The organism is Serratia sp. HMSC15F11 (assembly GCF_001808215.1).
Classification (GTDB): Bacteria; Pseudomonadota; Gammaproteobacteria; order Enterobacterales; family Enterobacteriaceae; genus Serratia; species Serratia nevei.
In genome coordinates, this window is record NZ_KV792465.1 from 82,051 (window position 1) to 107,955 (window position 25,905).

26 protein-coding genes and 2 tRNA genes are annotated in these 25,905 nt (G+C 57.3%); 18 read left to right on the forward strand and 10 right to left on the reverse strand.

The features are described from left to right. Positions 1–27: 27 nt before the first annotated feature. A complete protein-coding gene (gene fbp, locus HMPREF3138_RS13880) occupies positions 28–1,032 on the reverse strand; it encodes a class 1 fructose-bisphosphatase (RefSeq protein ID WP_004933587.1) in 1,005 nt (334 codons plus the stop codon). A gap of 169 nt (positions 1,033–1,201) precedes the next feature. Here fbp and mpl point away from each other — a divergent pair, with 169 nt between their 5' ends. Then, positions 1,202–2,581: a UDP-N-acetylmuramate:L-alanyl-gamma-D-glutamyl-meso-diaminopimelate ligase gene (mpl, locus tag HMPREF3138_RS13885; protein WP_033636810.1), complete on the forward strand. Its 1,380-nt coding sequence runs from the start codon at positions 1,202–1,204 to the stop codon at positions 2,579–2,581. Positions 2,582–2,783: 202 nt separating this feature from the next. Here mpl and yhcN (HMPREF3138_RS13890) read toward each other — a convergent pair whose 3' ends face one another. From yhcN (HMPREF3138_RS13890) to argR, 3 genes are all read right to left on the reverse strand, one after another. Then, positions 2,784–3,047 (reverse strand): peroxide/acid stress response protein YhcN, encoded by a 264-nt coding sequence (gene yhcN, locus HMPREF3138_RS13890; RefSeq protein ID WP_004933578.1) that lies wholly within the window; start codon positions 3,045–3,047, stop codon positions 2,784–2,786. Between the two features lie 120 nt (positions 3,048–3,167). After that, a complete protein-coding gene (yhcN, locus tag HMPREF3138_RS13895; protein WP_038879766.1) occupies positions 3,168–3,431 on the reverse strand; it encodes a peroxide/acid stress response protein YhcN in 264 nt (87 codons plus the stop codon). Between the two features lie 406 nt (positions 3,432–3,837). Next, complete coding sequence (gene argR / locus HMPREF3138_RS13900) at positions 3,838–4,308, reverse strand: transcriptional regulator ArgR (protein WP_004933572.1); 471 nt, start codon at positions 4,306–4,308, stop codon at positions 3,838–3,840. Positions 4,309–4,772: 464 nt separating this feature from the next. On the opposite strand from argR, the gene mdh reads away from it, so the two are divergent. Beyond that, positions 4,773–5,711 (forward strand): malate dehydrogenase, encoded by a 939-nt coding sequence (mdh, locus tag HMPREF3138_RS13905; RefSeq protein WP_004933569.1) that lies wholly within the window; start codon positions 4,773–4,775, stop codon positions 5,709–5,711. A gap of 66 nt (positions 5,712–5,777) precedes the next feature. Here mdh and HMPREF3138_RS13910 read toward each other — a convergent pair whose 3' ends face one another. Beyond that, on the reverse strand, positions 5,778–6,038 hold the full coding sequence (locus HMPREF3138_RS13910; protein WP_038879152.1) for a helix-turn-helix domain-containing protein: 261 nt from the start codon (positions 6,036–6,038) through the stop codon (positions 5,778–5,780). A 180-nt stretch (positions 6,039–6,218) separates the two neighbouring features. On the opposite strand from HMPREF3138_RS13910, the gene HMPREF3138_RS13915 reads away from it, so the two are divergent. Further along, a complete protein-coding gene (locus tag HMPREF3138_RS13915) occupies positions 6,219–6,575 on the forward strand; it encodes a DNA-binding protein (RefSeq protein WP_038879765.1) in 357 nt (118 codons plus the stop codon). A gap of 48 nt (positions 6,576–6,623) precedes the next feature. Here HMPREF3138_RS13915 and ispB read toward each other — a convergent pair whose 3' ends face one another. Further along, positions 6,624–7,595: an octaprenyl diphosphate synthase gene (ispB, locus tag HMPREF3138_RS13920; RefSeq protein ID WP_038879150.1), complete on the reverse strand. Its 972-nt coding sequence runs from the start codon at positions 7,593–7,595 to the stop codon at positions 6,624–6,626. 270 nt (positions 7,596–7,865) lie between these two features. Here ispB and rplU point away from each other — a divergent pair, with 270 nt between their 5' ends. From rplU to cgtA, 4 genes are all read left to right on the forward strand, one after another. Further along, positions 7,866–8,177 carry a 50S ribosomal protein L21 gene (gene rplU, locus HMPREF3138_RS13925; RefSeq protein WP_004933561.1) on the forward strand — a complete coding sequence of 104 codons (312 nt, stop codon included), beginning with the start codon at positions 7,866–7,868 and terminating at the stop codon, positions 8,175–8,177. Positions 8,178–8,194: 17 nt separating this feature from the next. Next, a complete protein-coding gene (gene rpmA, locus HMPREF3138_RS13930) occupies positions 8,195–8,452 on the forward strand; it encodes a 50S ribosomal protein L27 (protein ID WP_004933559.1) in 258 nt (85 codons plus the stop codon). A gap of 105 nt (positions 8,453–8,557) precedes the next feature. Then, the gene (locus tag HMPREF3138_RS13935; RefSeq protein WP_038879146.1) at positions 8,558–9,529 is read left to right on the forward strand and encodes a DMT family transporter; all 972 of its coding nucleotides are present in this window, start codon (positions 8,558–8,560) and stop codon (positions 9,527–9,529) included. 16 nt (positions 9,530–9,545) lie between these two features. Then, on the forward strand, positions 9,546–10,718 hold the full coding sequence (gene cgtA / locus HMPREF3138_RS13940; RefSeq protein WP_004933553.1) for an Obg family GTPase CgtA: 1,173 nt from the start codon (positions 9,546–9,548) through the stop codon (positions 10,716–10,718). Positions 10,719–10,754: 36 nt separating this feature from the next. Here the strand turns inward: cgtA and pmrB are convergent, their stop codons facing one another. The 3 genes from pmrB to dacB are packed head-to-tail and all read right to left on the reverse strand — an operon-like array spanning position 10,755 to position 13,917. Next, positions 10,755–11,816, reverse strand: coding sequence for a two-component system sensor histidine kinase PmrB (pmrB, locus tag HMPREF3138_RS13945; protein WP_038879144.1), 1,062 nt, complete (start codon positions 11,814–11,816; stop codon positions 10,755–10,757). Then, a complete protein-coding gene (gene pmrA, locus HMPREF3138_RS13950) occupies positions 11,813–12,475 on the reverse strand; it encodes a two-component system response regulator PmrA (protein ID WP_019453348.1) in 663 nt (220 codons plus the stop codon). Before pmrA ends, pmrB begins: the two co-directional genes overlap by 4 nt. Before the next feature lie 8 nt (positions 12,476–12,483). Continuing rightward, on the reverse strand, positions 12,484–13,917 hold the full coding sequence (dacB, locus tag HMPREF3138_RS13955; protein ID WP_025305050.1) for a serine-type D-Ala-D-Ala carboxypeptidase: 1,434 nt from the start codon (positions 13,915–13,917) through the stop codon (positions 12,484–12,486). A 256-nt stretch (positions 13,918–14,173) separates the two neighbouring features. Here dacB and greA point away from each other — a divergent pair, with 256 nt between their 5' ends. Then, the gene (gene greA / locus HMPREF3138_RS13960; protein ID WP_004933539.1) at positions 14,174–14,650 is read left to right on the forward strand and encodes a transcription elongation factor GreA; all 477 of its coding nucleotides are present in this window, start codon (positions 14,174–14,176) and stop codon (positions 14,648–14,650) included. Positions 14,651–14,762: 112 nt separating this feature from the next. On the opposite strand, the gene yhbY is transcribed toward greA, so the two are convergent. Beyond that, positions 14,763–15,056 carry a ribosome assembly RNA-binding protein YhbY gene (gene yhbY, locus HMPREF3138_RS13965; protein WP_004933536.1) on the reverse strand — a complete coding sequence of 98 codons (294 nt, stop codon included), beginning with the start codon at positions 15,054–15,056 and terminating at the stop codon, positions 14,763–14,765. Between the two features lie 144 nt (positions 15,057–15,200). Here yhbY and rlmE point away from each other — a divergent pair, with 144 nt between their 5' ends. From rlmE to infB, 10 genes are all read left to right on the forward strand, one after another. Next, on the forward strand, positions 15,201–15,830 hold the full coding sequence (rlmE, locus tag HMPREF3138_RS13970) for a 23S rRNA (uridine(2552)-2'-O)-methyltransferase RlmE (protein WP_004933533.1): 630 nt from the start codon (positions 15,201–15,203) through the stop codon (positions 15,828–15,830). A gap of 56 nt (positions 15,831–15,886) precedes the next feature. Further along, positions 15,887–17,818, forward strand: a complete 1,932-nt coding sequence (gene ftsH / locus HMPREF3138_RS13975) for an ATP-dependent zinc metalloprotease FtsH (RefSeq protein WP_004933529.1) — start codon at positions 15,887–15,889, stop codon at positions 17,816–17,818. A 92-nt stretch (positions 17,819–17,910) separates the two neighbouring features. After that, positions 17,911–18,747, forward strand: a complete 837-nt coding sequence (gene folP / locus HMPREF3138_RS13980; protein WP_038879140.1) for a dihydropteroate synthase — start codon at positions 17,911–17,913, stop codon at positions 18,745–18,747. A 4-nt stretch (positions 18,748–18,751) separates the two neighbouring features. Next, the gene (glmM, locus tag HMPREF3138_RS13985) at positions 18,752–20,089 is read left to right on the forward strand and encodes a phosphoglucosamine mutase (RefSeq protein ID WP_038879137.1); all 1,338 of its coding nucleotides are present in this window, start codon (positions 18,752–18,754) and stop codon (positions 20,087–20,089) included. A 220-nt stretch (positions 20,090–20,309) separates the two neighbouring features. Beyond that, complete coding sequence (gene secG / locus HMPREF3138_RS13990) at positions 20,310–20,645, forward strand: preprotein translocase subunit SecG (protein WP_004933519.1); 336 nt, start codon at positions 20,310–20,312, stop codon at positions 20,643–20,645. A gap of 70 nt (positions 20,646–20,715) precedes the next feature. Further along, positions 20,716–20,802 (forward strand) — tRNA-Leu (locus tag HMPREF3138_RS13995). 60 nt (positions 20,803–20,862) lie between these two features. Continuing rightward, positions 20,863–20,939, forward strand: a tRNA-Met gene (locus tag HMPREF3138_RS14000). A gap of 217 nt (positions 20,940–21,156) precedes the next feature. After that, the gene (gene rimP, locus HMPREF3138_RS14005) at positions 21,157–21,609 is read left to right on the forward strand and encodes a ribosome maturation factor RimP (RefSeq protein ID WP_028127574.1); all 453 of its coding nucleotides are present in this window, start codon (positions 21,157–21,159) and stop codon (positions 21,607–21,609) included. Positions 21,610–21,630: 21 nt separating this feature from the next. Then, positions 21,631–23,139: a transcription termination factor NusA gene (gene nusA, locus HMPREF3138_RS14010; RefSeq protein ID WP_019453340.1), complete on the forward strand. Its 1,509-nt coding sequence runs from the start codon at positions 21,631–21,633 to the stop codon at positions 23,137–23,139. A gap of 23 nt (positions 23,140–23,162) precedes the next feature. After that, positions 23,163–25,850: a translation initiation factor IF-2 gene (infB, locus tag HMPREF3138_RS14015; protein ID WP_004933511.1), complete on the forward strand. Its 2,688-nt coding sequence runs from the start codon at positions 23,163–23,165 to the stop codon at positions 25,848–25,850. Positions 25,851–25,905 lie beyond the last annotated feature (55 nt).

The window sequence follows — 25,905 nt, forward strand, 5'->3', positions numbered from 1 at the left end:
CGGCGCCGAACCCTTGCAAAGAACGCGTTACTCGTCCGGGTTTTCGGCGATGAAACGTTCTGCGTCTTCTACCATCGACTTGGTGCCGACGAAGAATGGCGCGCGCTGGTGCAGTTTCACCGGCGTGATGTCCAGAATGCGGTTTTTGCCGTCGCTGGCCTTACCGCCGGCCTGTTCGGCCAAGAACGCCATCGGGTTGCATTCGTACAGCAGACGCAGCTTGCCTTGCGGGTGGCTGGCGGTGCTTGGGTAGATGTAGATGCCGCCTTTCAGCAGGTTGCGGTGGAAATCCGCCACCAGAGAACCGATGTAGCGCGAGGTATAAGGGCGCTGCGTCGCTTCATCCTGCTCCTGGCAGTACTTGATGTATTTCTTCACGCCGAGAGGGAACTTGATGTAGTTGCCTTCGTTGATGGAATACATGTTGCCGCTCGCCGGGAAGCGCACTTTCTCGTGGGAGAGGCAGAATACGCCCAGAGACGGGTCGTAAGTAAAGGCGTGGACGCCGTAACCGGTGGTGTACACCAGCATGGTGGACGAACCGTAAACCACATAACCCGCTGCGACCTGGGCGCTGCCCGGCTGCAGGAAGTCTTCTTCGGTCACCGGCGTGCCGACCGGCGTGATGCGACGGTAGATAGAGAAAATCGTACCGACCGAGACGTTGACATCGATGTTGGACGAACCGTCCAACGGATCCATCAAAACGACATATTTGGCATTTTCAGCTCGCTCGCCGTCGAATATCACGATTTCATCTTCTTCTTCGGAAGCGATACCCGCAACTTCACCACGCGCTTTCAACGCCGCTTTCAGTTTTTCGTTCGCGTACAGGTCCAGTTTCATCTGAACTTCGCCCTGTACGTTGGACACCCCGCTGGTTCCCAGAATATCAACCAGGCCGGCCTTGTTGATGTCGCGGTGAATGATTTTGGCGCCCAGTTTAATTGCAGAAAGTAACGCGGTCAGCTCGCCGGTGGCGTGAGAGAAGTCGTGCTGTTTCTCGACGATAAATTCGCCTAACGTTTTCATGACACAATCCCTGAATCTACGGATGGATAGCGGCCTGTTAACAAACCGCCAACGTTTTCGCGTGCAGTGTAGCCCAAAGATGCGCGCCATTCATAGGCAAATCCATTTCTTCTGGACGATTCTGAGCGTTAGAATATGCCGACATTCGATGCACTCACATGAGAAACCTATGCGCATTCACATTCTTGGGATCTGTGGCACCTTTATGGGCGGGTTGGCGATGCTGGCGCGCTCACTGGGGCATGACGTCACCGGTTCGGACGCCAACGTCTATCCGCCGATGAGCACGCTGCTGGAGAACCAGGGGATCGATCTTATTCAGGGTTATGATCCAGCCCAGCTGGATCCGGCGCCGGATCTGGTGATCATCGGCAACGCCATGACGCGCGGCAACCCGTGCGTGGAGGCGGTGCTGGAGCGTGGCATCCCTTACGTTTCCGGCCCACAGTGGCTGCACGACGCCGTGTTGCGCGATCGCTGGGTACTGGCGGTTGCAGGCACCCACGGCAAAACCACCACCGCCGGCATGGCGACCTGGATCCTCGAGGCCTGCGGCTACCAGCCCGGCTTCGTCATCGGCGGCGTGCCCGGCAACTTCGACGTTTCGGCTCGCCTAGGCGGCAGCCCGTTCTTTGTGATCGAGGCCGACGAGTATGACTGCGCGTTCTTCGACAAGCGCTCCAAATTCGTGCATTACAGCCCGCGCACGCTGATCATGAATAACCTGGAGTTCGATCACGCCGATATATTCGACGATCTGAAAGCCATCCAGAAACAGTTCCACCACCTGGTGCGCCTGGTGCCGGGCAAAGGCAAGATCATCCTGCCGGACAACGATAGCCACCTGAAGCAGGTGATGGCGATGGGCTGCTGGAGCGAGCAGGAGCTGGTGGGGGAAGAGGGCACCTGGCGTGCACAGAAGTTGACGCCGGATGCCAGCCATTACGCGGTGTTCCTCGACGGCGAACAGGTCGGCGAAGTGAACTGGGCGCTGGTGGGCGAGCACAACATGCATAACGGTCTGATGGCCATCGCCGCCACCCGTCATGTTGGCGTACAGCCGGCGGACGCCTGCCGCGCGTTGGGCGATTTCATCAACGCCCGCCGCCGTCTGGAACTGCGTGGCGAAGCCAACGGCGTCACGGTTTACGACGACTTTGCACACCATCCGACGGCGATCCTCGCCACTCTGGCCGCGTTGCGCGGCAAGGTCGGCGGCACGGCGCGCATTCTGGCGGTGCTGGAACCGCGCTCCAACACCATGAAAATGGGCATCAGCAAAAACGATCTGGCGCCTTCGCTCGGCCGCGCCGACGAAGTGTTCCTGTTCCAGCCGCACCACATTCCGTGGCAGGTGGCGGAAGTGGCGGATGCCTGCGTGCAGCCGGCGCACTGGAGCGCGGATCTCGACACGCTGGTGGACATGGTGGTGAAAACCGCACAGCCGGGCGATCACATTCTGGTGATGAGCAACGGCGGCTTCGGCGGCATTCACGATCGTCTGCTGGACGCGCTGGCGAAAAAGCAGGAACCGAAAGTCACCTACTGATCGCTCAGCTGCATCAGTCACATCAAGGGTCGCATTCGCGGCCTTTTTTACTTTTACGCCATAAAAAAGCCCTCGCGAGCGAGGGCAACGGGGTTCGTCGGATAGGACGACGAGAGGGTCTCTGGGAAATCGGCGTTTGCGTCAGAACTCGGCAGTGGCAGTGACGAGGGTAATCAGCTCTGCAAAGCCGTTCCCAGAGTTGTTATTTGTAAATCTCGGCGGTGGCGTGGTAGTTGCCTTCATTACGCGCTTCGATCACGCGGTAGGCGGTCGCGCCTTTCGCGTCGGCTTTCTCAGATAACGCCTGGCGAATGTCGGTCGGCGCGCCGTCGATGCCGCTGACGGTAATGGTGCCGATAGATTGCAGGTTGGCGGTCTGATCGTTAGTCACCAGCTGGGCGGCAGAAGCGCCGAAGGAGATGACAGACAGCAGGCCGAGTGCAGCAACAGTAGTTTTCATGTTCATGATAGCGGTCCTTGGTCATAACAGCCTGGAAGGGCTTGGCAGCGATTTTTATTCTTGAAGGCCGTTACGACAGCGTTTGATTCCAGAGATGTATTGCCCGTTGCCGGGTAATGCCGGTACTTATTTGTAGATTTCAGCGGTCGCGTGGAAGTTGCCGTCATTGCGGGCTTCGATCACGCGGTAAGCGGTCGCCCCTTTGGCGTCAGCTTTGTCGGACAGCGCCTGGCGAATGTCGGAAGGCGCAGCGGCAACGCCGCTCACGGTGATCACACCGGCCGGCTGCAGTTTTGCGGCCTGAGTTGCGTCAACAGATTGTGCTGCAAATGCACCAAATGAAAGCATGGACAGAACGCTCAGGGTTGCAACGGTAGTTTTAATTTTCATCATCTCACCTCATCGTATTCTTTTATCAGTTCCAACGAACTGTGATTCAGTTCACGAAAATGAGTATACAGCTAGTAACGAGAAAAATTAATAGTCCGCTAACAGTTTCTAGTGAAACTTTAACCACATGATCCTTATTTTTTATAACCATAAGGAATAAAAAACGCTCATAAAACGATCTTTTGATGCTAAATTTATGTAATTTCAATGAGGTAAGTGCTTTTGACCAAAAGTGCGGAAGATCACAGTGGGTACTGCTGGTTACATGGAGATGTCATGGAAATGTGTTGCTGAGGGATAAAAACGCAGTGTTAAACGCGGTTGAAGGCAGGGAAGGTAACGCGGGGGTTGTTAAAGAAGCGCTAACAAAGTGCAGGCTGCAGCCGCACTTTGTTAGCGCCAGGTTTCACAGCTCTTGCTCGAACACGCCCAAAATAGCTTCATGCAGTTTCTGAGCGGTAAAGCCGTTGGACGGGGTGACGAAAATCGTATCGTCGCCGGCAATCGTGCCGAGGATGCCCTGGGATTTACCCAATGAGTCGAGCAGGCGAGCGATCAGCTGCGCGGCGCCCGGGCTGGTGTGGATCACCACGACGGCGTCGTTATGGTCGACGTCCAGCACCAGATTCTTCAACGGGCTGGTGGTGGTCGGCACGCCGAGTTCGGCAGGAAGGCAATACACCATTTCCATTTTGGCATTGCGCGTACGTACCGCGCCGAACTTGGTCAGCATGCGCGATACTTTGGATTGGTTAATGTTTTCGAAGCCTTCTTCTTGCAGCGCCAAAACGATCTCGCCTTGAGAACTGAATTTTTCTTCTTTCAATAACGCTTTGAACGTCTTGATCAGATCTTCCTGTTTTGCGGGATTACGCATTTTGCACCGTGGAATGTTGATAGTGGAAGTCATGATTATGCATATAGATGAATTTTTATGCAACAAAGGCCGACCCAAAGAAAATAAACATGACCGGGCGGCGAGGAAAGGACGGCATTTTAACAAAATCCGGCAGCGATGAATATGCCCTTTTGACGACGGAAAATCGGCCTGCGGTGGTAAATAAAATGTTATTAAAATGATGTTGTTCTGATGTTGCGTAAGGGTGTAATGTAACGGCCGGTTAACTTGCTCGTGAATAACCTCGCACTATTTTTGATTAATGTGCGCTATGCCCTTCATGCGTAAGCGATTTAATCTAAAATGGGCGCGACAGCGGCCGTTTTATTACACCTGCAGGCAAGAATTGGCTAATTTATTGTTTTTAAAGGTGTAATAACTTAAGGTCCGTAACCAACACATTCACGGCGCTTTATATATTTAAGATAATAAAGGAGTATAGGATGAAAGTTGCAGTTCTCGGTGCTGCTGGCGGTATCGGCCAGGCCCTCGCCCTTCTACTCAAAACCCAGCTTCCTTCAGGTTCTGAACTCTCTCTCTACGACATTGCCCCCGTTACCCCAGGCGTTGCCGTCGACTTAAGCCACATCCCAACCGCAGTTAAAATCAAAGGCTTCAGCGGCGAAGACGCGACCCCGGCTCTGCACGGTGCGGACGTGGTGCTGATTTCCGCCGGCGTGGCCCGTAAGCCGGGCATGGATCGTTCTGACCTGTTCAACGTTAACGCCGGCATCGTGCGTAACCTGATTGAGCAAGTGGCGAAAACCTGCCCGAAAGCCTGCATCGGCATCATCACCAACCCGGTTAACACCACGGTCGCCATCGCGGCGGAAGTGCTGAAAAAAGCCGGCGTTTACGACAAGAACAAACTGTTCGGCGTGACTTCGCTGGATATCATCCGTTCCAACACCTTCGTGGCCGAGCTGAAAGGCAAGCAGCCGGAAGAGCTGAACGTGCCGGTCATCGGCGGCCACTCTGGCGTGACCATCCTGCCTCTGCTGTCGCAGATCCCTGGCGTGAGCTTCACCGATCAGGAAGTGGCGGATCTGACTAAACGCATTCAGAACGCCGGCACCGAAGTGGTGGAAGCCAAAGCCGGCGGCGGGTCTGCAACGCTGTCCATGGGCCAGGCGGCCGCACGTTTCGGTCTGTCTCTGGTGCGTGCGCTGCAGGGCGAGAAAGGCGTAGTGGAATGCGCTTACGTTGAAGGCGACGGCAAATACGCTCGCTTCTTCGCACAGCCGCTGGTACTGGGCAAAAACGGCGTTGAAGAGCGCAAAGATATCGGCACCCTGAGCGCCTTCGAGCAGAAAGCGCTGAACGAGATGCTGGACGTGCTGCACAAAGATATCGAGCTGGGCGAGAAGTTCATCAATAACTGATCGTTGCCGATAGTCAGCCGATAAACGCCGCCGGACGCTGTTCCGGCGGTTTTTTTTGCCCCGCGTTCACGATTTGATGCGTGCCTTGCGATCCAGCAGGCAATCGCTGCGCGGATCGTAATAGCGGCTTGGCCAGATCTCCGAAGGGTGGATGCCTATCGCTTCGGCGATCAGCCACTCCCCCTTTGGCCACGGGCGCGACAGCGCGTTGGCCAGCGTTGATGAGCTTAATCCGGCCTTGCGCGACACTGCCGCCAGCGTGGTGCCCTGCTTGCGGAGCGCCGCGATGATATCTGCCGGATGCCAATCTGGGTTCCTTGAATTCATGTTTACATTCCTTTTCTGATTAGCCAAAGTTGCGTTAGTGGTATAACTAACGGGTCAAGGTTAGGCGTTTGCACGACGTGAATCGTTTATTCAGAAACCAGAATACCATTAAATTTCCAAAAAAATACCCAAGTAATTTCCAAAAATGACGTTGCCCACTATTGCCCAGAGATGATGGCCATGAAAAACGAGTGGTTTGCCGCCAAGGAACTGACAGGCATCGCAGGATTACCTTCCTCACCACAGGGAATTAATCTGATGGCCCGGCGCGAAGGCTGGATCAGCCGCAGGCGTAAAGGCGTGCAGGGAAAAGCGTTGGAGTACCATATCGACAGCCTGCCTTCAAACGTGCGTAACCTGCTGGTGCTGAAGGAGGATGGGGCGGTATATGACGTAGAGCGTCAGGATCCGTTGGCGGTCTGGATCGAGTATTACTACCATTTGACGGAGAGCGAGCGCGAGAAAATGGTGGCTTTCCTGATGCGGGAAGGGATCGGTGGCCTGTTGGCGCGCATCGACGAAGAGAGCAATAGCTAGACAGGCCCGCATACGCGGGCCTGATGGATTTTAAGAAATATTTATTTCTTAAAAGTCGCGTTGCACCGCCAGATGGGCCAGGCCCTCCAGCGCCGTACGGTGCTCCGATGCCGGCAAGACCTGCAGCGCGGCGATCGCCTTGTCGGCTTCTTCCTCGGCGCGTTTGCGGGTGTACTCCAGCGAACCGCATTGTTGCATTGCCTGCAGTACCGGCTCTAACAGATGACGGCCATTGCCTTGCTCAATCGCACCGCGGATCATGTCACGCTGCACGTCGTCGCCGTTGTGCATCGCGTGCAGCAGCGGCAGGGTCGGTTTCCCTTCGTTCAGATCGTCGCCGGTGTTTTTGCCCAGGGTGCTGCCGTCGGCACTGTAGTCGAGCAGATCGTCGATCAGCTGGAAAGCGGTGCCGAGGTAGCGGCCATAGTCTTGCAGCGCCTGCTCTTGTTCGGCGCTGGCACCGGACAGGATCGCCGACGATTGCGCTGCCGCCTCGAACAGGCGGGCGGTTTTGCTGTAGATCACCCGCATATAGCTTTCTTCGCTGATGTCGGGATCGTGCACGTTCATCAACTGCAGCACTTCGCCTTCGGCGATGACGTTGACCGCCTCCGACATCAGCGCCAGCACGCGCAGGGATTCCAGGCTGGTCATCATCTGGAAGGCGCGGGTATAGATAAAGTCGCCGACCAGCACGCTGGCGGCGTTGCCGAACGCCGCGTTGGCGGTGGCTTTGCCGCGGCGCATGTCCGATTCGTCGACGACGTCGTCATGCAGCAGCGTGGCGGTATGAATGAATTCGATCAGGGCGGCGACGGTGACGTGCTTGTTGCCTTCATAGCCCAACGCGCGCGCCGCCAAGACGGCGATCATCGGCCGGATGCGCTTACCGCCACCGCTGATAATGTAATAGCCAAGCTGATTGATGAGCGTGACATCGGAATTCAGCTGTTCGAGAATTGTTGCGTTCACGGCCGCCATATCTTGCGCGGTTAACTCGGTAATTTGATCTAGGTTCATTGTGTTTTTTTCAGCTGTGTTTCTCTTCACCGCGTTGAGATCGCTGCTCACATCGGTACATGGCGGTAACTGTCCCTATGATTGTACTTGAAAAACGGTTCAGATAAACGCCACGAAAGAAACTGCGCTTTTTTTCTTCTTTTTTCTCCTTCTGGTCTTATTCTGCTCTTGTCATGCGCTGCTTTTTTGCGTAGAATTCGCGCCCTATTGTGAATATTTATAGCGCGCTCTGAACTAACACAGTCGGGCACGCGGAAAGCGGAGTTTTATATGTACGCGGTTTTCCAAAGTGGTGGTAAACAACACCGAGTAAGCGAAGGTCAGACCGTTCGCTTGGAAAAGCTGGACATCGCAACTGGTGAAGCGGTTGAGTTTGACCAGATTCTGATGATCGCTAATGGCGAAGATATCAAAATCGGCGTTCCTTTCGTCGATGGCGGCAAGATCAAAGCTGAAGTCGTTGCTCACGGTCGTGGCGAGAAAATTAAGATTGTTAAGTTTCGTCGTCGTAAGCACCACCGTAAGCAGCAGGGCCACCGTCAGTGGTTCACTGACGTTAAAATCACCGGCATCAGCGCTTAAGTTAGGAGAGCGGATTAATGGCACACAAAAAGGCTGGCGGCTCGACTCGTAACGGTCGCGATTCAGAAGCTAAACGTCTGGGCGTAAAACGCTTTGGCGGCGAAGCAGTACTGGCAGGCAGCATCATCGTTCGTCAGCGCGGCACCAAATTCCACGCTGGTACCAACGTGGGTTGCGGCAAAGACCACACTCTGTTTGCTTTGAAAGACGGTAAAGTCAAATTCGAAGTTAAAGGCCCGAGCAATCGTAAATTCATCAGCATCGAAGCTGAATAATTTTTCGAGCCTTACGAAATAGATGTAAGCCCCGCAATTCGTTGCGGGGCTTTTTACATTTATGGGCTGCCTGGGGGTTGGCCTCTCAGCGTTGGCGAAGGTGATATGGATACGAAGCAGCAGGTCGGCGTTGGTATTTCCCTGGCGTTAACCACGGCGGTTTGCTGGGGCGCGTTGCCGATCGCGATGAAAGAAGTGTTGACGGTGATGGAGCCGTTTACCGTCGTCTGGTATCGCTTTACCATGGCCGCCATCGGTTTGGGCGCGATCCTCGCGGTGCGCGGCAAGCTGCCGCCGCTGACGATGTTCCGCCAGCCGCGCTGGCTGCTGCTGTTGGCGATCGCGACGGCGGGGCTGCTGGGCAACTTTGTGTTCTTCAGCTCCTCGCTGCAATACCTGAGCCCGACGGCGTCGCAGGTGATTGGCCAGCTGTCGCCGGTGGGCATGATGTTCGCCAGCGTGCTGATTTTAAAAGAACGCATGCGTATCACCCAGGTCATTGGCGCTCTGATGCTGATCGGCGGGTTGATGCTGTTTTTCAACGTCAGTCTGATAGAGATCTTCACCCGGCTGACGGACTACACGCTGGGCGTTATGCTGGGCGTATGTGCGGCGATGGTTTGGGTGAGTTACGGCGTGGCGCAGAAGGTATTGCTGCGACGGCTGGCTTCGCCGCAGATCCTGGTTGTGTTGTACACTTTATGTGCGATAGCGTTGTTCCCTCTGGCCAAACCCGAGGTGATTTTCCAGCTTAGCGGCTGGCAATTGGCGTGCCTGCTGTTTTGCGGCGCCAACACGCTGATCGGCTACGGTGCGTTGGCAGAGGCGATGGCGCGCTGGCAGGCGGCGCAGGTGAGCGCGTTGGTGACGCTGACCCCGCTGTTTACCCTGCTGTTTTCAGATTTATTGGCGTTGGCCTGGCCCCAGGCATTCGCCGCGCCGACGTTGAATGTCGTCGGCTATGTTGGCGCGTTTGTGGTCGTGGCGGGCGCCATGTTTTCCGCAATTGGTCACCGGTGGTGGCCGCGACGGGCAGAACCCCCCCTGGTTGCTCCTTTGAAGCAGCCCGGTGAATGATTTACGGAGACGGTAAATGAAGTTTGTAGATGAAGCAGCGATTCTGGTCGTTGCAGGCGACGGCGGCAACGGATGCGTCAGCTTCCGCCGCGAAAAATATATCCCCAACGGTGGGCCTGACGGCGGTGACGGCGGCGACGGCGGCGACGTCTACCTGCTGGCGGACGAGAACCTCAACACCCTGATCGACTACCGTTTTGAGAAGTCTTTCCGCGCCGAGCGCGGCCAGAATGGCCAGAGCCGCGACTGTACCGGTAAACGCGGTAAAGACGTCATCATCAAGGTGCCGGTCGGCACGCGCGTGAAGGATCAGGGCACCGGCGAGATCCTCGGCGACATGACCCGCCACGAGCAAAAGCTGATGGTCGCCAAGGGCGGCTGGCACGGTTTGGGCAACACCCGTTTCAAATCTTCGGTCAACCGTGCGCCGCGTCAGAAGACGCTGGGTACCGCCGGCGAAGCGCGCGACCTGCTGCTGGAACTGTTGCTGCTGGCCGATGTGGGCATGCTGGGCCTGCCGAACGCCGGCAAATCGACCTTCATCCGCGCGGTGTCCGCCGCCAAGCCGAAGGTGGCCGACTATCCGTTTACCACGCTGGTGCCGAGCCTGGGCGTGGTGCGCATGGACCACGAGCAGAGCTTTGTGGTCGCCGACATTCCGGGGCTGATCGAGGGCGCATCCGAAGGCGCAGGCCTGGGCATTCGCTTCCTGAAACACCTGGAACGTTGCCGCGTGCTGCTGCACCTGGTGGACATCGCGCCGATCGACGAATCCGATCCGGTGGAAAACGCCAAGGTCATCATCAACGAGTTGAACCAATACAGCGAAAATCTGGCGCAGAAGCCACGCTGGCTGGTGTTCAACAAAATTGATGTGATTGGTGAGGAAGAAGCCGCTGAACGCGCCAAGGCGATTGTGGAAGGCATGGGCTGGGAAGGGAAGTACTACATGATCTCCGCCGCCAACCGCGAAGGCGTCAACGCGCTGTGCTGGGACGTGATGAACTTTATCAATACCCAGCCGAAAGCGATGGCGATCGAAGAAAGCGCGCCGGAAAAAGTCGAATTCATGTGGGATGACTACCACCGCGAGCAAATCGCGGAAGTGGAAGCCGAAGCGGAAGATGACTGGGATGACGACTGGGATGAAGACGACGACGAAGGCGTCGAAATCATCTACCAGAAGTAATTCGGTGATAAAGGGCCCAGCAACGCTGGGCCCTTATTATTTGAGGGCCTTTTCCGGCAGCCAGCACTGGGCGTTCAAGCCGCGGGCATCGCGGCGGTTTTCCAGCGTCAAACGCCCCTGGTGCAACTGCACGATGCGGATCACGATATTCAAGCCCAGTCCGCTGCCGCCGTAGCGTTGATCCATGCGGCGAAATGCCTGCGTCAGCTCCCCGACCATCTCTTCCTTGATCCCCGGGCCATCGTCGATGACCTGCAGCAGATAGCCGTTGTCCTGCGGCGTTAACCGCACCTGTATCGCGCTGCCTTCCGGGCCGTAACGGTGGGCATTTTCAACCAGGTTGCGCAGCAGCAGCCGCAGCAGCACCGGATCGCCGTTCACCGCGGCGGTGGCCGGCAATTGCCAGTCCAGCGTCTGCGCGCGTTGGGCGGTCATTTCGCCGAGTTCTTCCTGCAGCGGCTGAATCACATCGGCCACCCAATCGAAATGCTGGTAATGACCGCTGGCGAAGTCTTGCCCGGCGCGTGACAGCATCAGCAGTTGCTCAACGGTGTGCATCAGCTGATCGATGCGGGCGATCAGCGCCTGGCTGCCTTTGACGCCCTGTTTCTCCATCAGTTCCAGATGCAGGCGAATGCCGGCCAGCGGCGTGCGCAGCTCGTGGGCCGCGTCGGCGGTGAACAGGCGCTCCTGCTGGATGGTGTTGTCCAGCCGTGAGAACAGCTGATTGAGCGCATTGGTGACCGCCACCATCTCCAGGCTGTCGCTGTTGATCGGCAGCGGCGTCAGGTTATCGGCAGAGCGCTTTTCCAGCCGCTGTTGCAATTGGTTGAGCGGGCGGGTGATCCAGCTGATGGCCCAGAACGACGCCAGCAGCGTGACGATCATCATGATCAGCGACGGCGCCAGCAGCGACGCGATGGCCTCGGCGATCTCGGTATCGACGCGCTCGCTGCGCACTTTGGCGGACAAGGTTTCGTCCACCAGAAAGCTGATTTGTTCCTGGCTTTCGTGCCACAGCCAGAAGGCGCTGATGAGCTGCGTGACCAGCAGGATCAGCGCCAGCATCAGCAGCAGGCGGCGGCGCATGCTGATCATGACGAAGGTTCCAGACGGTAGCCGATGCCGCGCACGGTGCGGATGCGATCCTTGCCCAGCTTGCGGCGCAGGTTGTGGATATGCACTTCCAGCGTGTTGGAGCCCAAGTCATCCTGCCAGGTGTAGAGATCTTGCTGCAGGAGTTCGCGGTTGACCGTTTGGCCGGCACGCATGATCAGACGCGCCAGAATGGCGAACTCTTTCGGCGTGACCTCCACCGGCTGCTGTTGCAGGTAGACCTGCTGGCTGGAGAGGTTCAGCTGCAGGTCATCCACCTGCATCAGATTGTCGCTGTGGCCCTGGTAGCGCCGCAGGAGGGCGCGCACGCGTGCCTGCAGCTCGACCAGCGCGAAGGGTTTGACCAGGTAGTCGTCGGCGCCGGCGTCCAGCCCGTCGACGCGATCTTCCAGGGCGTCGCGGGCGGTCAGGATCAGCACCGGCAGATCGATCTGCTGGCGGCGCCACTGCCGCAGCAGCGCGGCGCCGTCCATGTCCGGCAGGCCGAGATCCAGGATCACCATGCTGTATTGGCTGGTGATGAGCAGGCTGTTGGCCTCCGCCGCCGTGGCGGCACAGTCGCAGACGTAGCCTTCGCCGGTCAGCGCCAGCGCCAGCCCCTGTTGCAGCAGTTCATCATCCTCAACGACCAACAGCTTCATGACGATCCTCAGTTGTTTTGGTAAATATCCCGATACAGGCGGCTTTCGAAGCGTACCAGCGGTGCGCGGCGCTGTTTCTGATCTTCCGGCGGTACGGCGTAGCCGGAAAGATACTGCACGAAGGCCATGCGCTGGCCGCTGGCGGTGGTGATGAAGCCCGCCAGGTTGTACACGCCCTGCAGCGCGCCGGTCTTGGCCGACACTTTGCCGTCGACGCCGGCTTCGTGCAGGCCGCCGCGGTAGCGCAAGGTACCGTCATAGCCGGACAGCGGCAGCATCGAGATGAAGTTCAGCTCGTTGTCATGCTGCGCGATGTACTGCAACGCCTGCATCATGGTCGCCGGCGCCAGCAGGTTGTGGCGCGACAGGCCGGAACCGTCGGCGATGATGGTATTGCCCAGATCGATGCCGGCCTTCTGGCGCAGCACCTGCCGTACCGCATCGGAACCGGCTCGCCAGGTGCCCGGCACGCCGAAGCGTTCGTGGCCGATGGTGCGGAAGACGGTATCGGCGATCATATTGTCCGATTTCTTCAGCATGATCTTCAGCAGATCGTGCAGCGGCGCCGACTGGGTTTGCGCGATCACCGTGCCGGTGATGCCGGGGCGCGTCTGGCGTTTCAAATGCCCGTCGATCTGGATGCCGGCCTGCGTCAGCTCGTCTTTCAGGATGGCGCCCGCGTAGCTGGCACCGTCCTGGATGGCGAAGGCCAACGGCAGCGGTTCGCTGCGCTGCGTCAGGCAGCCGGTCAGGGTAAAGCGGTTCAGCTCGCCCGGCACCACGTCCAGTTCGCAGTACTGCGCGTCAGCGGAGCCGCGCGCCAGGGTGCGCACCTGGCTAAACATATTGACCGGATAATAGGAGGCGACGCGGATAAACGCCATGTCGCCCGGGTTTGGCGCGCTGTAGAGCGAGACCGAGAAACAGTTGCGATCGACGATGGCGGCGGCCGGCGGCGCGCTGAAGCACTGCGTCAGATCGTTCCACGGCCAGCCGGGCGCTTTGTCATGGCTGGCGAAGACCGAAGTATCGACCAGCACGTCGCCGCTGATTTGGCGCACGCCCTGTTTCTTCAGGACGGCCACCATATTGCGCAGGCTCTGGCGTTTGAAGGTCGGATCGCCGCTGAAGCGGGCGATCAGGTTGCCGCGCAGCACGCCGTCGCGAATATCGCCCTGGCTCTCCAGCGTGGTGGTGAAACGGTAATCGGGCCCGAGTTGCAATAGCGCAGCCAGCGCCGTCAGCACTTTTTGGGTACTGGCCGGCAGCGCCATCTGCTGAGAGTGGTAATCGATCGTCGGCGCGCCGGCGCCGATCTTCTGAACGACCAGGGCAAGGTTGGCCCCATCAGGCAGATATTGTGTGTACTCTTCAACCGGGGCCGCATTCGCATTCAGAACAAATGCGCAAGCCAATGCACTGACAATTCGTGAAAAACGCATAATCTCGGGATAACAGCTGGATAACGTGCCGTCATACTACGGTGCAATCAGGGAAAAAGTAAACGATGACCCTCAAGGAACTCTAGGCTAAAATGCGTATCAAAATGCAAAACCGATCTTGGCTTGGGCCCCGTTCCGAGTCAGGTTTCTTTTGTTTGTCGCCTGGAGGCGGGTGGCAGTATGCCAACCGTGTTTTCATACGAATACGTCAGGATGACGGTTATTTGAACAGGAAAGATTTAGAGGTATTTATACGATGAACCAAATTCCGATGACCTTGTTTGGCGCTGAAAAACTGCGCGAAGAGCTCGAATATCTGAAAAGCGTGCGCCGCCCGAAAATCATTGCGGACATCGCGGAAGCGCGCGAGCACGGCGATTTGAAAGAGAATGCCGAGTACCACGCTGCCCGCGAACAGCAGGGTTTCTGCGAAGGCCGCATTCAGGAAATCGAAGCCAAGCTGTCCAATGCTCAGGTGATCGATATCACCAAGATGCCGAACACCGGCCGGGTGATCTTCGGTGCCACCGTATCGGTGATGAACCTGGACAGTGAAGAAGAAGTGACTTACCGCATCGTTGGCGACGATGAGGCCGATTTCAAGAAAAATCTGATTTCGGTAAACTCGCCGATGGCGCGCGGCCTGATCGGCAAAGAGCAAGATGATGTGGTGGTGATCAAAACCCCTGGCGGCGACGTCGAGTATGAGATCCTGAAGGTTGAGTATCTCTGATCGAGGCCGTTGGTCATTAATGCGCCAACGTTTTGTAAAGATAGGAAAAAGGCCGCAAGCGGCCTTTTATCTTCGTCAGGCGCATGGCACCTTTTCGTTAACCTGATGGTTATTAACGCGGTAGACTGATCTTGCGCTCTTTCGACGGGCGGTAAAGAATGAGCGTGCTGCCGATAACTTGCACATTGCAGGCGCCCGTTTCACGCACGATAGCGTCGGCGATCAGGGTTTTGGTTTCGCGATCTTCAGCGGCGATTTTCACCTTGATCAGCTCATGATGCTCCAGAGCCTGTTCAATTTCAGCCAGCACCCCTTCGGTAAGACCGTTATTGCCCAGCATCACCACCGGTTTTAACGGATGTGCCAGGCCTTTCAGGTGCTGTTTTTGTTTGTTATTCAGATTCATTGTCTTTTTTGCTTAAGTTGGGATTGAAAACGGTACATTCTACCGCCATCTCATGTATATCACCAAATCGGTCTTCACCGGTGTGAGTCTACGTGAGCAGCGAACCTGACATTAAGACTCTTTTTATGATAGTTGGAAAACGAGATGGCTAATAAAAAGCGTTCGGCTAGCTCCAGTCGCTGGTTACAAGAACACTTTAGCGATAAATATGTACAGCAGGCGCAGAAAAAAGGACTGCGTTCGCGCGCCTGGTTTAAACTTGATGAAATACAGCAGAGCGACAAACTGTTCAAGCCGGGCATGACCGTGGTTGACCTCGGCGCCGCGCCGGGTGGCTGGTCGCAGTATGTGGTCACCCAAATCGGCGGTACCGGGCGCATCATCGCCTGTGATATTTTGCCAATGGATCCTATCGTTGGCGTCGATTTCCTTCAGGGCGATTTTCGTGATGAACTGGTGCTGAAGGCGCTGTTGGAACGAGTAGGCGAGAGTAAGGTTCAGGTGGTCATGTCCGATATGGCCCCGAATATGAGTGGCACCCCGGCCGTCGATATTCCAAGGTCGATGTATCTGGTGGAGTTGGCGCTGGATATGTGTCGTGATGTCCTCGCACCAGGCGGAAGTTTCCTGGTGAAGGTGTTCCAGGGAGATGGCTTTGACGAGTACCTACGGGAAATTCGCTCCCTGTTTACGAAGGTTAAGATTCGTAAGCCAGACGCTTCCCGCGCCCGTTCGCGCGAAGTGTACATTGTAGCGACAGGGCGCAAACTGTAGTACCCTAACGCTGTTTGTTAACACAGTTGTAAGATGAGGTTAATCCCTTGAGTGACATGGCGAAAAACCTAATTCTCTGGTTAGTCATCGCGGTAGTGTTGATGTCTGTATTCCAGAGCTTTGGGCCCAGCGAGTCGAATGGCCGTAGGGTGGATTACTCTACCTTCATGTCCGAACTGACCCAGGACCAGGTTCGCGAAGCGCGAATCAACGGACGTGAAATTAACGTTACCAAGAAAGACAGTAACAAATACACGACCTACATCCCTGTCAACGATCCTAAGTTGCTGGATACGTTGTTAACGAAGAATGTGAAAGTGGTCGGCGAGCCGCCTGAAGAGCCGAGCCTGCTGGCTTCTATCTTTATCTCTTGGTTCCCGATGCTGTTGCTGATCGGGGTCTGGATCTTCTTTATGCGGCAAATGCAGGGCGGCGGCGGTAAGGGCGCGATGTCCTTCGGCAAGAGCAAGGCCCGCATGCTGACGGAAGACCAGATCAAGACCACTTTCGCCGATGTCGCCGGTTGTGACGAAGCGAAAGAAGAGGTGAGTGAACTGGTGGAATACCTGCGCGAGCCGAGCCGTTTCCAGAAATTGGGCGGCAAGATCCCGAAAGGCGTGCTGATGGTTGGCCCGCCGGGGACCGGTAAAACGCTGTTGGCGAAAGCGATCGCCGGCGAGGCGAAGGTGCCGTTCTTCACCATTTCCGGTTCCGACTTCGTCGAAATGTTCGTCGGTGTGGGTGCATCCCGCGTGCGCGACATGTTCGAACAAGCGAAGAAAGCCGCGCCGTGCATCATCTTCATCGATGAAATCGACGCCGTCGGTCGCCAGCGTGGCGCCGGCCTGGGCGGTGGTCACGATGAGCGCGAACAGACTCTGAACCAGATGCTGGTTGAGATGGACGGTTTTGAAGGCAACGAAGGCATCATCGTCATCGCGGCCACCAACCGTCCGGACGTGCTTGACCCTGCGCTGCTGCGTCCGGGCCGCTTCGACCGTCAGGTCGTGGTCGGGCTGCCGGATGTGCGCGGCCGTGAGCAGATCCTGAAGGTGCACATGCGCCGCGTGCCGTTGGCTGCCGATATCGACGCCTCCGTCATTGCGCGCGGTACGCCGGGCTTCTCCGGTGCCGATCTGGCTAACCTGGTCAACGAAGCGGCGCTGTTCGCCGCCCGCGGCAACAAGCGCGTGGTGTCGATGGTGGAGTTCGAGAAAGCCAAAGACAAGATCATGATGGGTGCGGAACGTCGCTCCATGGTGATGACCGAAGCGCAGAAAGAGTCGACCGCGTATCACGAAGCGGGCCACGCCATCATTGGCCGCCTGGTTCCTGAACACGATCCGGTACACAAGGTGACGATCATTCCTCGTGGCCGTGCGCTCGGCGTGACCTTCTTCCTGCCTGAAGGGGATGCGATCAGCGCCAGCCGTCAGAAGCTGGAGAGCCAAATCTCCACCCTGTACGGCGGTCGTCTGGCGGAAGAGATCATCTACGGGCCGGAAAAAGTCTCTACCGGTGCGTCGAACGACATCAAAGTGGCGACCTCCATCGCCCGCAACATGGTGACCCAGTGGGGCTTCTCCGAGAAGCTGGGGCCGCTGCTGTATGCGGAAGAAGAGGGTGAAGTGTTCCTGGGCCGTTCCGTGGCCAAGGCGAAGCACATGTCGGATGAAACCGCGCGCATCATCGACCAGGAAGTGAAGTCGCTGATCGAGCGTAACTACACGCGTGCTCGCTCGCTGTTGATGGAAAACATGGACATCCTGCACTCGATGAAGGATGCGCTGATGAAGTACGAAACCATCGATGCGCCGCAGATCGACGATCTGATGAACCGCAAAGACGTGCGTCCGCCGGCGGGCTGGGACGATGCGAACAAAGGTAACAGTTCCGACAACGGCGGCACCCCGAAAGCCCCGACGCCGGTAGATGAGCCGCGCACCCCAACGCCGGGCAACACCATGTCCGAACAGCTCGACAAGTAACAGCGGCTGTGTAATAACATCAAACCCCGGTACGCCGGGGTTTTTTTTTGCCCGGCGGGCAGTGAACCAGGCAACAGTAAGGTGGACCAACCATGCAGTTAACCGTGCGCGACATGACGCTCAACCTCTCCCATCCGCAGGTGATGGGTATCCTCAACGTGACGCCGGATTCGTTTTCCGACGGCGGCCGCCACAACACACTGAACCAGGCGCTGCTGCACGCGCATGCGCTGATTTCGGCCGGTGCCACGATGATCGACATCGGCGGTGAATCGACCCGGCCGGGGGCGGCGGAGGTGAGTGAAGAGGAAGAATTGGAACGGGTCGTGCCGGTAGTGGAAGCGCTGGCGCAGCGCTTCGAAGTCTTCATCTCGGTCGATACCTCGAAAGCGGGCGTGATCCGCGAATCGGCACACGCCGGCGCACACCTGATCAACGACATTCGCTCGCTGCAGGAGCCAGGTGCTCTCGCGGCGGCGGCGGAAAGCGGCCTGCCGATTTGCCTGATGCACATGCAAGGGCAGCCGCGCACTATGCAGCAGGCGCCGCACTACGACGATCTGATCGCTGACGTTCAGGCGTTTTTCGAGCACCATATTCGGCGCTGCAACGAGGTGGGGATAACAAATCAGAAATTGCTGCTCGACCCAGGCTTCGGTTTCGGTAAAAATTTGGCGCACAACTATCAGCTTCTGGCCCGGTTGTCGGAGTTTCATCGTTTCGGTTTGCCGCTGCTGGTCGGCATGTCGCGCAAATCGATGATAGGACAACTGCTGAACGTGCCACCGGATCAACGGGTTATCGGCAGCGTGGCCTGCGCGGTGATCGCAGCGATGCAGGGCGCGCAGATTGTCAGAGTGCATGACGTTAAAGAAACCGTCGAGGCGATGCGTGTCGTCGAGGCAACACTTTCAGCTAAGGGACAGTAAAGACATGAGCGAGCGCAAATATTTTGGCACCGACGGCATCCGTGGCAAGGTTGGGGACAGCCCCATCACGCCGGACTTCGTGCTGAAGCTGGGCTGGGCGGCGGGTAAAGTACTGGCGCGTCACGGTTCGCGCAAGATCATCATCGGTAAGGACACGCGCATCTCCGGTTATATGCTGGAGTCCGCTCTGGAAGCCGGCCTGGCGGCCGCAGGATTGTCCGCCTCCTTCACCGGGCCGATGCCCACCCCGGCGGTGGCTTATCTGACGCGCACCTTCCGCGCCGAAGCCGGCATCGTCATCTCCGCGTCGCATAACCCGTTTTATGACAACGGCATCAAGTTCTTCTCGATCGACGGCGCCAAGCTGCCGGACAACGTCGAAGAAGCGATCGAAGCCGAGATGGAAAAACCGCTGACCTGCGTCGAGTCCGCCGAGCTGGGTAAAGCCAGCCGCATCATCGACGCTGCCGGCCGCTACATCGAATTCTGCAAAGGCACCTTCCCGAGCGAGCTGAGCCTGAAGGGGCTGAAAATCGTGGTCGACTGCGCCAACGGGGCGACTTACCACATCGCGCCGAGCGTGCTGCGCGAGCTGGGCGCCACGGTGATCGCCATCGGCGTTGAGCCGGACGGCATGAACATCAACGAAAAATGCGGTGCCACCGACGTGCGTCAGCTGCAGGAGCGCGTACTGAAGGAAAAAGCGCACGTGGGCTTGGCGTTTGACGGCGACGGCGATCGCGTGATGATGGTGGACCACCTGGGCAACAAGGTGGACGGCGATCAGATCCTGTACATTATCGCCCGTGAAGGCCTGCGTCAGGGCCAGCTGCGCGGCGGCGCGGTCGGCACCCTGATGAGCAATATGGGCCTGGAACTGGCGCTGAAACAGCTGGGCATTCCGTTCGCTCGCGCCAAAGTGGGCGACCGCTACGTGCTGGAGAAGCTGCAGGAGCTGGGCTGGCGCATCGGTGCGGAAAACTCCGGCCATGTGATCCTGCTGGACAAAACCACCACCGGCGACGGTATCGTGGCCGGGCTGCAGGTGCTGACCGCCATGGTGCGCAACCACATGAGCCTGCATGACCTGTGCAGCGGCATGAAGCTGCTGCCGCAGATCCTGGTCAACGTGCGCTTCGCCGGCGATCACAACCCGCTGGAGTCCGACGCGGTGCGTAAAGTCACCGAGCAGGTGGAAGCCGAACTGGCCGGCCGCGGCCGGGTGCTGCTGCGCAAATCGGGCACCGAACCGCTGATCCGCGTGATGGTGGAAGGCGAGGACGAACAGCAGGTGACCGCGCTGGCACATCGCATCGCCGACGCGGTGAAATCCGCAGGTTAAAACAGACAGTTAGCCGCCGGGCTCGGCAAAGCTGAGCCCGAGCAGGCGATTGTTGGCGTTTTTTTCCGCAAACGCGCCGACGGCTGCAAATTGCCCTTGCGCGGGTTGGCGGCTTTGGTTAGTATTCACACCCGCTTCAGTAGGCAGTTTATAAAAACGCCTGCTTGATGAGTGTGAAGCATTTGGCATGCGGTGAGGCCGCAAGGATACGGGTACTACTATGTACGAAGCTCTTCTGGTAATTTTCCTGCTGATCTCAATCGGGCTGGTTGCTCTGATTATGCTGCAGCAAGGTAAAGGCGCTGATATGGGAGCCTCTTTCGGAGCAGGTGCATCAGGCACATTGTTCGGTTCGAGTGGTTCCGGTAACTTTATGACCCGCATGACTGCTGTGCTGGCGACGCTGTTCTTCGTCATCAGCCTGATTCTGGGCAACCTCAGCAGCAACCAAAGCAAGAAAGGCAGCGAGTGGGAAAACCTGGGTCAGCCAGTGAAAACTGAGCAGACAACCGCGCCGGCAGCACCTGCCAAGCCGAGCAGCGATATCCCGCAGTAAGCCGCAACAAAGTTTGAAAACGGTGGTTGTGAACTCGAAAGAACAACGGCCGTTAGCAGTAAGAATCAGTACCGAGGTGGTGGAATTGGTAGACACGCTACCTTGAGGTGGTAGTGCCCTAACGGGCTTGTGGGTTCGAGTCCCATCCTCGGTACCAAATCCCAGAGATAACTTGCAATTTTGCGATTATCGGCGTAGTATTTGCCACGTTTTCGGACGCGGGGTGGAGCAGCCTGGTAGCTCGTCGGGCTCATAACCCGAAGGTCGTCGGTTCAAATCCGGCCCCCGCAACCACTTTCCTTTAAGTGTTTATTTTCAAATACACTTTTCGATTGAAACCCGCTTTTCTCGATCAACATTTGAAAATGACACTTGCTCGAAAGTTGTACCGAGGCCGCCTAGCGGCAAACAGGGTCCAGTTGCATAAAGCCCCGATTTTTCGGGGTTTTTTGTTATTTGGCAACAGAATCACTGGGCTATTTAGCCCTTTTTTTATGTCTTGGGGGTGGGCTTGTCCACATTAGAGCAACAGTTAACAGAGATGCTTTCGGCACCGGTAGAAGCGTTGGGCTTTGAGCTTGTAGGCATCGAATTCATTCGTGCGCGCCAATCGACGCTCCGCATCTATATTGATAGTGATAACGGCATCAATGTTGATGATTGCGCTGATGTCAGCCACCAGGTCAGCGCTGTATTGGACGTCGAAGATCCAATCACGGTCGCTTACAACTTGGAAGTCTCCTCTCCTGGCCTTGATCGCCCGATGTTCACCGCAGAGCACTATACGCGTTTCCTCGGTGAAGAAGTCAGCCTGGTCCTGCGCATGGCGGTACAAAACCGTCGCAAGTGGCAGGGTATTATCAAGTCTGTCGAAGGCGAGATGATCACGGTTACTGTGGAAGGGAAAGATGAAGTGTTCGCGCTGAGCAACATCCAGAAAGCGAACCTGGTACCCCACTTTTAAAGTTTGGAAGAGGCAACTAGGATGAACAAAGAGATTCTGGCTGTTGTTGAAGCAGTTTCCAATGAAAAATCCCTTCCGCGCGAGAAGATTTTCGAAGCGCTGGAAACTGCATTAGCCACCGCAACCAAGAAAAAATACGAGCAGGAAATCGACGTGCGCGTCAGCATTGACCGCAGAACCGGCGATTTCGATACCTTCCGCCGTTGGGTCGCCGTAGATGAAGTGACTCAGCCAACGCGTGAAATCACGCTGGAAGCCGCTCAGTTTGAAGACCCGAGCATCGAGCTCGGCGGCTACGTCGAAGATCAGATCGAATCCGTGACCTTCGACCGTATCACCACCCAAACCGCCAAGCAGGTTATCGTGCAGAAAGTGCGCGAAGCCGAGCGTGCGATGGTGGTCGACGCTTTCCGTGAGCACGAAGGTGAGATCGTCACCGGCGTGGTGAAGAAAGTGAACCGTGACAGCATCGCGCTGGATCTGGGCAACAACGCTGAAGCGGTGATTGGCCGTGAAGACATGCTGCCGCGCGAAAACTTCCGTCCGGGCGACCGCATTCGCGGCGTACTGTATGCCGTGCGTCCTGAAGCTCGCGGCGCGCAGCTGTTCGTCAGCCGTTCCAGTTCGGAAATGCTGAAAGAACTGTTCCGCATCGAAGTGCCGGAAATCGGCGAAGAAGTGATTGAAATTAAAGCGGCAGCCCGCGATCCTGGCTCCCGCGCGAAAATTGCAGTGAAAACCAACGACAAGCGCATCGACCCGGTCGGCGCCTGCGTAGGTATGCGCGGTGCGCGCGTTCAGGCCGTGTCGAGCGAGCTCGGTGGCGAACGCATCGACATCATCCTGTGGGATGATAACCCAGCGCAATTCGTCATCAACGCCATGGCGCCGGCCGACGTCGCGTCGATCGTGGTAGACGAAGATAACTGCACCATGGATATCGCCGTTGAAGCCAGCAACCTGGCGCAGGCGATCGGCCGTAACGGCCAAAACGTGCGTTTGGCTTCCCAGCTGCTGAAACAACACCGCGGTGACGATCGTTGGGAACTGAACGTGATGACGGCGGACGACCTGCAGGCCAAGCACCAGGCCGAGGCTCATGCCGCTATTGATACCTTCACCAAGTATCTTGATATCGACGAAGATTTCGCCACCGTACTGGTTGAAGAAGGCTTCTCCACGCTGGAAGAGCTGGCCTACGTGCCGATCAAAGAGCTGTTGGAAATCGACGGTCTGGATGAAGATACGGTTGAAGCATTGCGCGAACGCGCCAAAGCTGCATTGACCACGCTGGCCCTGGCACAAGAAGAAAGCCTGGGCGACAACAAACCGGCCGACGATTTGCTCAACCTGCCGGGTCTTGAGCGCAGCATGGCCTTTAAACTGGCCGCGCGTGGGGTTTGTACGCTGGAAGATCTTGCCGAGCAGGGTGTTGACGATCTGGCTGATATTGAAGGGCTTAGCGATGAGCAAGCCGGTGAGCTGATCATGGCTGCACGCAATATCTGTTGGTTTGGCGACAACGCGTAATAACTGTAGCAGGAAGGAACAGCATGACGACAGATGTAACCGTAAAATCGCTGGCAGCAGAGATTCAGACTCCGGTTGATCGCCTGGTACAGCAGTTTGCTGATGCAGGGATCAACAAGTCCGAGTCGGACTCTGTTACCCAGCAAGAAAAAGAAACATTGCTGGCGCACCTGAACCGTGAACACGGCAGCGCGCCGGGTAAACTCACTTTGCAGCGCAAAACGCGCAGCACCTTGAATATCCCGAGCACCGGCGGTAAAAGTAAATCGGTGCAAATTGAGGTCCGCAAGAAACGCACTTATGTAAATCGCGATACGCAGGAAGCCCAGTTGGCTGAAGCGGCAGAGCAGGCACAGCGTGAAGCGGAAGAGCAGGCACGGCGCGAAGCGGAAGAGCTCGCAAAACGCGAAGCGGAAGCGAAGCGCGCTGCCGAAGAGCAAGCCAAACGTGAGGCCGCGGAGATTGCTAAGCGTAATTCAGCGGAAAAAGAAAAAGTGACCAATCAACATACCGACGAAATGACCAAGCCAGCTCAGGCGGAAAAAGCACGCCGTGAAGCCGAAGCCGCTGAACTGAAACGCAAAGCGGAAGAGGAAGTGCGCCGCAAGGTTGAAGAGGAAGCCAAGCGCGTGGCAGAAGAAGCCCGTCGCATGGCCGAAGAGAACGGCGAGAAGTGGGCCCAGGCAGACGCGGCAAGCGCCGCGGTTGAAAGCGCCGACTATCACGTGACCACCTCTCAGCACGCCCGTGCCGCAGAAGACGAGAACGACGCCAAAGTTGAAGGCGATCGTCGCAGCCGCACCCGCGGCGGCAAAGCCACCAAGCAGAAGAAAGGCAACAAGCTGTCCGAGTCCAAAGCGGACCGCGAAGAAGCGCGTGCCGTTACCCGTGGCGGTAAAGGCAAACGCAAGCCTAGCGCTCTGCAGCAAGGCTTCAATAAGCCGGCGCAGGTGGTTAACCGTGACGTGGTGATCGGCGAAACCATCACCGTGGCCGAGCTGGCCAACAAGATGGCGGTAAAAGGTTCTCAGGTCATCAAAGTGATGATGAAGCTGGGCGCCATGGCCACCATCAACCAGGTTATCGACCAGGAAACCGCACAGCTGGTTGCCGAAGAGATGGGCCACAAAGTTATCCTGCGCCGTGAAAACGAGCTGGAAGAAGCGCTGATGAGCGACCGTGATACGGGCGCTGCGGCCGAGCCGCGCGCGCCGGTCGTGACCATCATGGGCCACGTTGACCACGGTAAAACCTCTCTGCTGGACTACATCCGCTCCACCAAAGTGGCGGCGGGCGAAGCCGGTGGCATTACCCAGCACATCGGTGCCTACCACGTAGAAACCGAGAACGGCATGATCACCTTCCTGGATACCCCGGGCCACGCCGCATTTACCTCGATGCGTGCTCGCGGTGCTCAGGCGACTGACATCGTGGTTCTGGTGGTGGCGGCCGACGACGGCGTGATGCCACAGACCATCGAAGCTATCCAGCACGCGAAAGCGGCGCAGGTGCCGTTGGTGGTTGCGGTGAACAAAATTGACAAGCCGGAAGCCGATCCGGACCGCGTTAAGCAGGAACTGTCTCAGTACGGCGTTATGCCGGAAGAGTGGGGCGGCGAAGCGCAGTTCGTCCACGTGTCCGCGAAAGCCGGTACCGGTATTGACGAGCTGCTGCAGGCTATCCTGCTGCAGGCCGAAGTGCTGGAGCTGAAAGCGGTTCGCAGCGGCATGGCGAGCGGCGTGGTGATCGAGTCCTTCCTGGATAAAGGCCGTGGCCCTGTGGCTACCGTGCTGGTTCAGGAAGGTACGCTGAACAAGGGCGATATCGTCCTGTGCGGCTTCGAATACGGCCGTGTGCGTGCGATGCGTGACGAACTGGGCCGTGAAGTGACCTCCGCCGGCCCGTCTATCCCTGTGGAAATCCTGGGTCTGTCCAGCGTGCCTGCAGCGGGTGACGAAGCGACCGTGGTGCGCGACGAGAAGAAAGCGCGTGAAGTGGCGCTGTACCGTCAGGGCAAATTCCGCGAAGTCAAACTGGCGCGTCAGCAGAAGTCCAAGCTGGAAAACATGTTCGCCAACATGACCGACGGCGAAGTGTCCGAGCTGAACATCGTACTGAAGTCCGACGTACAGGGTTCTTGCGAAGCGATCAGCGACTCGCTGCTGAAACTCTCCACCGACGAAGTGAAGGTGAAGATTGTCGGCTCCGGCGTAGGTGGTATCACCGAAACCGACGCGACGCTGGCTGCGGCTTCCAACGCCATCATCCTGGGCTTCAACGTGCGTGCCGACGCTTCTGCGCGCCGCGTAATCGAAGCGGAAAGCCTGGATCTGCGTTACTACTCCGTGATCTATAACCTGATCGACGAAGTGAAGCAGGCGATGAGCGGTATGTTGGCGCCGGAATACAAGCAGCAGATCATCGGCCTGGCCGAAGTGCGCGACGTGTTCAAATCGCCTAAGTTCGGCGCTATCGCCGGCTGTATGGTTACCGAAGGGACCATCAAGCGTCACAACCCAATCCGCGTACTGCGCGACAACGTAGTTATCTATGAAGGCGAGCTGGAATCCCTGCGCCGCTTCAAAGATGACGTTAACGAAGTCCGTAACGGCATGGAATGTGGTATCGGCGTTAAGAACTATAACGACGTGCGCGTCGGCGACATGATCGAAGTGTTCGAAATCATTGAGATCCAACGCACCATCGCTTAACGATTGCACATCTGCTTATATCTGTTTACGGGGGGCCTTTGTGCCCCCCGATTTG

Bases quoted from the DNA above. Each gene is read 5' to 3' on its own strand.
- secG (WP_004933519.1), top strand. From the start codon at position 20,310: ATGTACGAAGCTCTTCTGGTAATTTTCCTGCTGATCTCAATCGGGCTG.
- ftsH (WP_004933529.1), top strand. From the start codon at position 15,887: ATGGCGAAAAACCTAATTCTCTGGTTAGTCATCGCGGTAGTGTTGATG.
- nusA (WP_019453340.1), top strand. From the start codon at position 21,631: ATGAACAAAGAGATTCTGGCTGTTGTTGAAGCAGTTTCCAATGAAAAA.
- HMPREF3138_RS13915 (WP_038879765.1), top strand. From the start codon at position 6,219: ATGAAAAACGAGTGGTTTGCCGCCAAGGAACTGACAGGCATCGCAGGA.
- pmrA (WP_019453348.1), bottom strand. From the start codon at position 12,475: ATGAAGCTGTTGGTCGTTGAGGATGATGAACTGCTGCAACAGGGGCTG.
- rplU (WP_004933561.1), top strand. From the start codon at position 7,866: ATGTACGCGGTTTTCCAAAGTGGTGGTAAACAACACCGAGTAAGCGAA.
- yhcN (WP_038879766.1), bottom strand. From the start codon at position 3,431: ATGAAAATTAAAACTACCGTTGCAACCCTGAGCGTTCTGTCCATGCTT.
- cgtA (WP_004933553.1), top strand. From the start codon at position 9,546: ATGAAGTTTGTAGATGAAGCAGCGATTCTGGTCGTTGCAGGCGACGGC.
- mdh (WP_004933569.1), top strand. From the start codon at position 4,773: ATGAAAGTTGCAGTTCTCGGTGCTGCTGGCGGTATCGGCCAGGCCCTC.
- dacB (WP_025305050.1), bottom strand. From the start codon at position 13,917: ATGCGTTTTTCACGAATTGTCAGTGCATTGGCTTGCGCATTTGTTCTG.
- rlmE (WP_004933533.1), top strand. From the start codon at position 15,201: ATGGCTAATAAAAAGCGTTCGGCTAGCTCCAGTCGCTGGTTACAAGAA.
- glmM (WP_038879137.1), top strand. From the start codon at position 18,752: ATGAGCGAGCGCAAATATTTTGGCACCGACGGCATCCGTGGCAAGGTT.
- rpmA (WP_004933559.1), top strand. From the start codon at position 8,195: ATGGCACACAAAAAGGCTGGCGGCTCGACTCGTAACGGTCGCGATTCA.
- ispB (WP_038879150.1), bottom strand. From the start codon at position 7,595: ATGAACCTAGATCAAATTACCGAGTTAACCGCGCAAGATATGGCGGCC.
- folP (WP_038879140.1), top strand. From the start codon at position 17,911: ATGCAGTTAACCGTGCGCGACATGACGCTCAACCTCTCCCATCCGCAG.
- mpl (WP_033636810.1), top strand. From the start codon at position 1,202: ATGCGCATTCACATTCTTGGGATCTGTGGCACCTTTATGGGCGGGTTG.
- yhbY (WP_004933536.1), bottom strand. From the start codon at position 15,056: ATGAATCTGAATAACAAACAAAAACAGCACCTGAAAGGCCTGGCACAT.
- pmrB (WP_038879144.1), bottom strand. From the start codon at position 11,816: ATGATCAGCATGCGCCGCCGCCTGCTGCTGATGCTGGCGCTGATCCTG.
- HMPREF3138_RS13935 (WP_038879146.1), top strand. From the start codon at position 8,558: ATGGATACGAAGCAGCAGGTCGGCGTTGGTATTTCCCTGGCGTTAACC.
- HMPREF3138_RS13910 (WP_038879152.1), bottom strand. From the start codon at position 6,038: ATGAATTCAAGGAACCCAGATTGGCATCCGGCAGATATCATCGCGGCG.
- argR (WP_004933572.1), bottom strand. From the start codon at position 4,308: ATGCGTAATCCCGCAAAACAGGAAGATCTGATCAAGACGTTCAAAGCG.
- fbp (WP_004933587.1), bottom strand. From the start codon at position 1,032: ATGAAAACGTTAGGCGAATTTATCGTCGAGAAACAGCACGACTTCTCT.
- yhcN (WP_004933578.1), bottom strand. From the start codon at position 3,047: ATGAACATGAAAACTACTGTTGCTGCACTCGGCCTGCTGTCTGTCATC.
- greA (WP_004933539.1), top strand. From the start codon at position 14,174: ATGAACCAAATTCCGATGACCTTGTTTGGCGCTGAAAAACTGCGCGAA.
- infB (WP_004933511.1), top strand. From the start codon at position 23,163: ATGACGACAGATGTAACCGTAAAATCGCTGGCAGCAGAGATTCAGACT.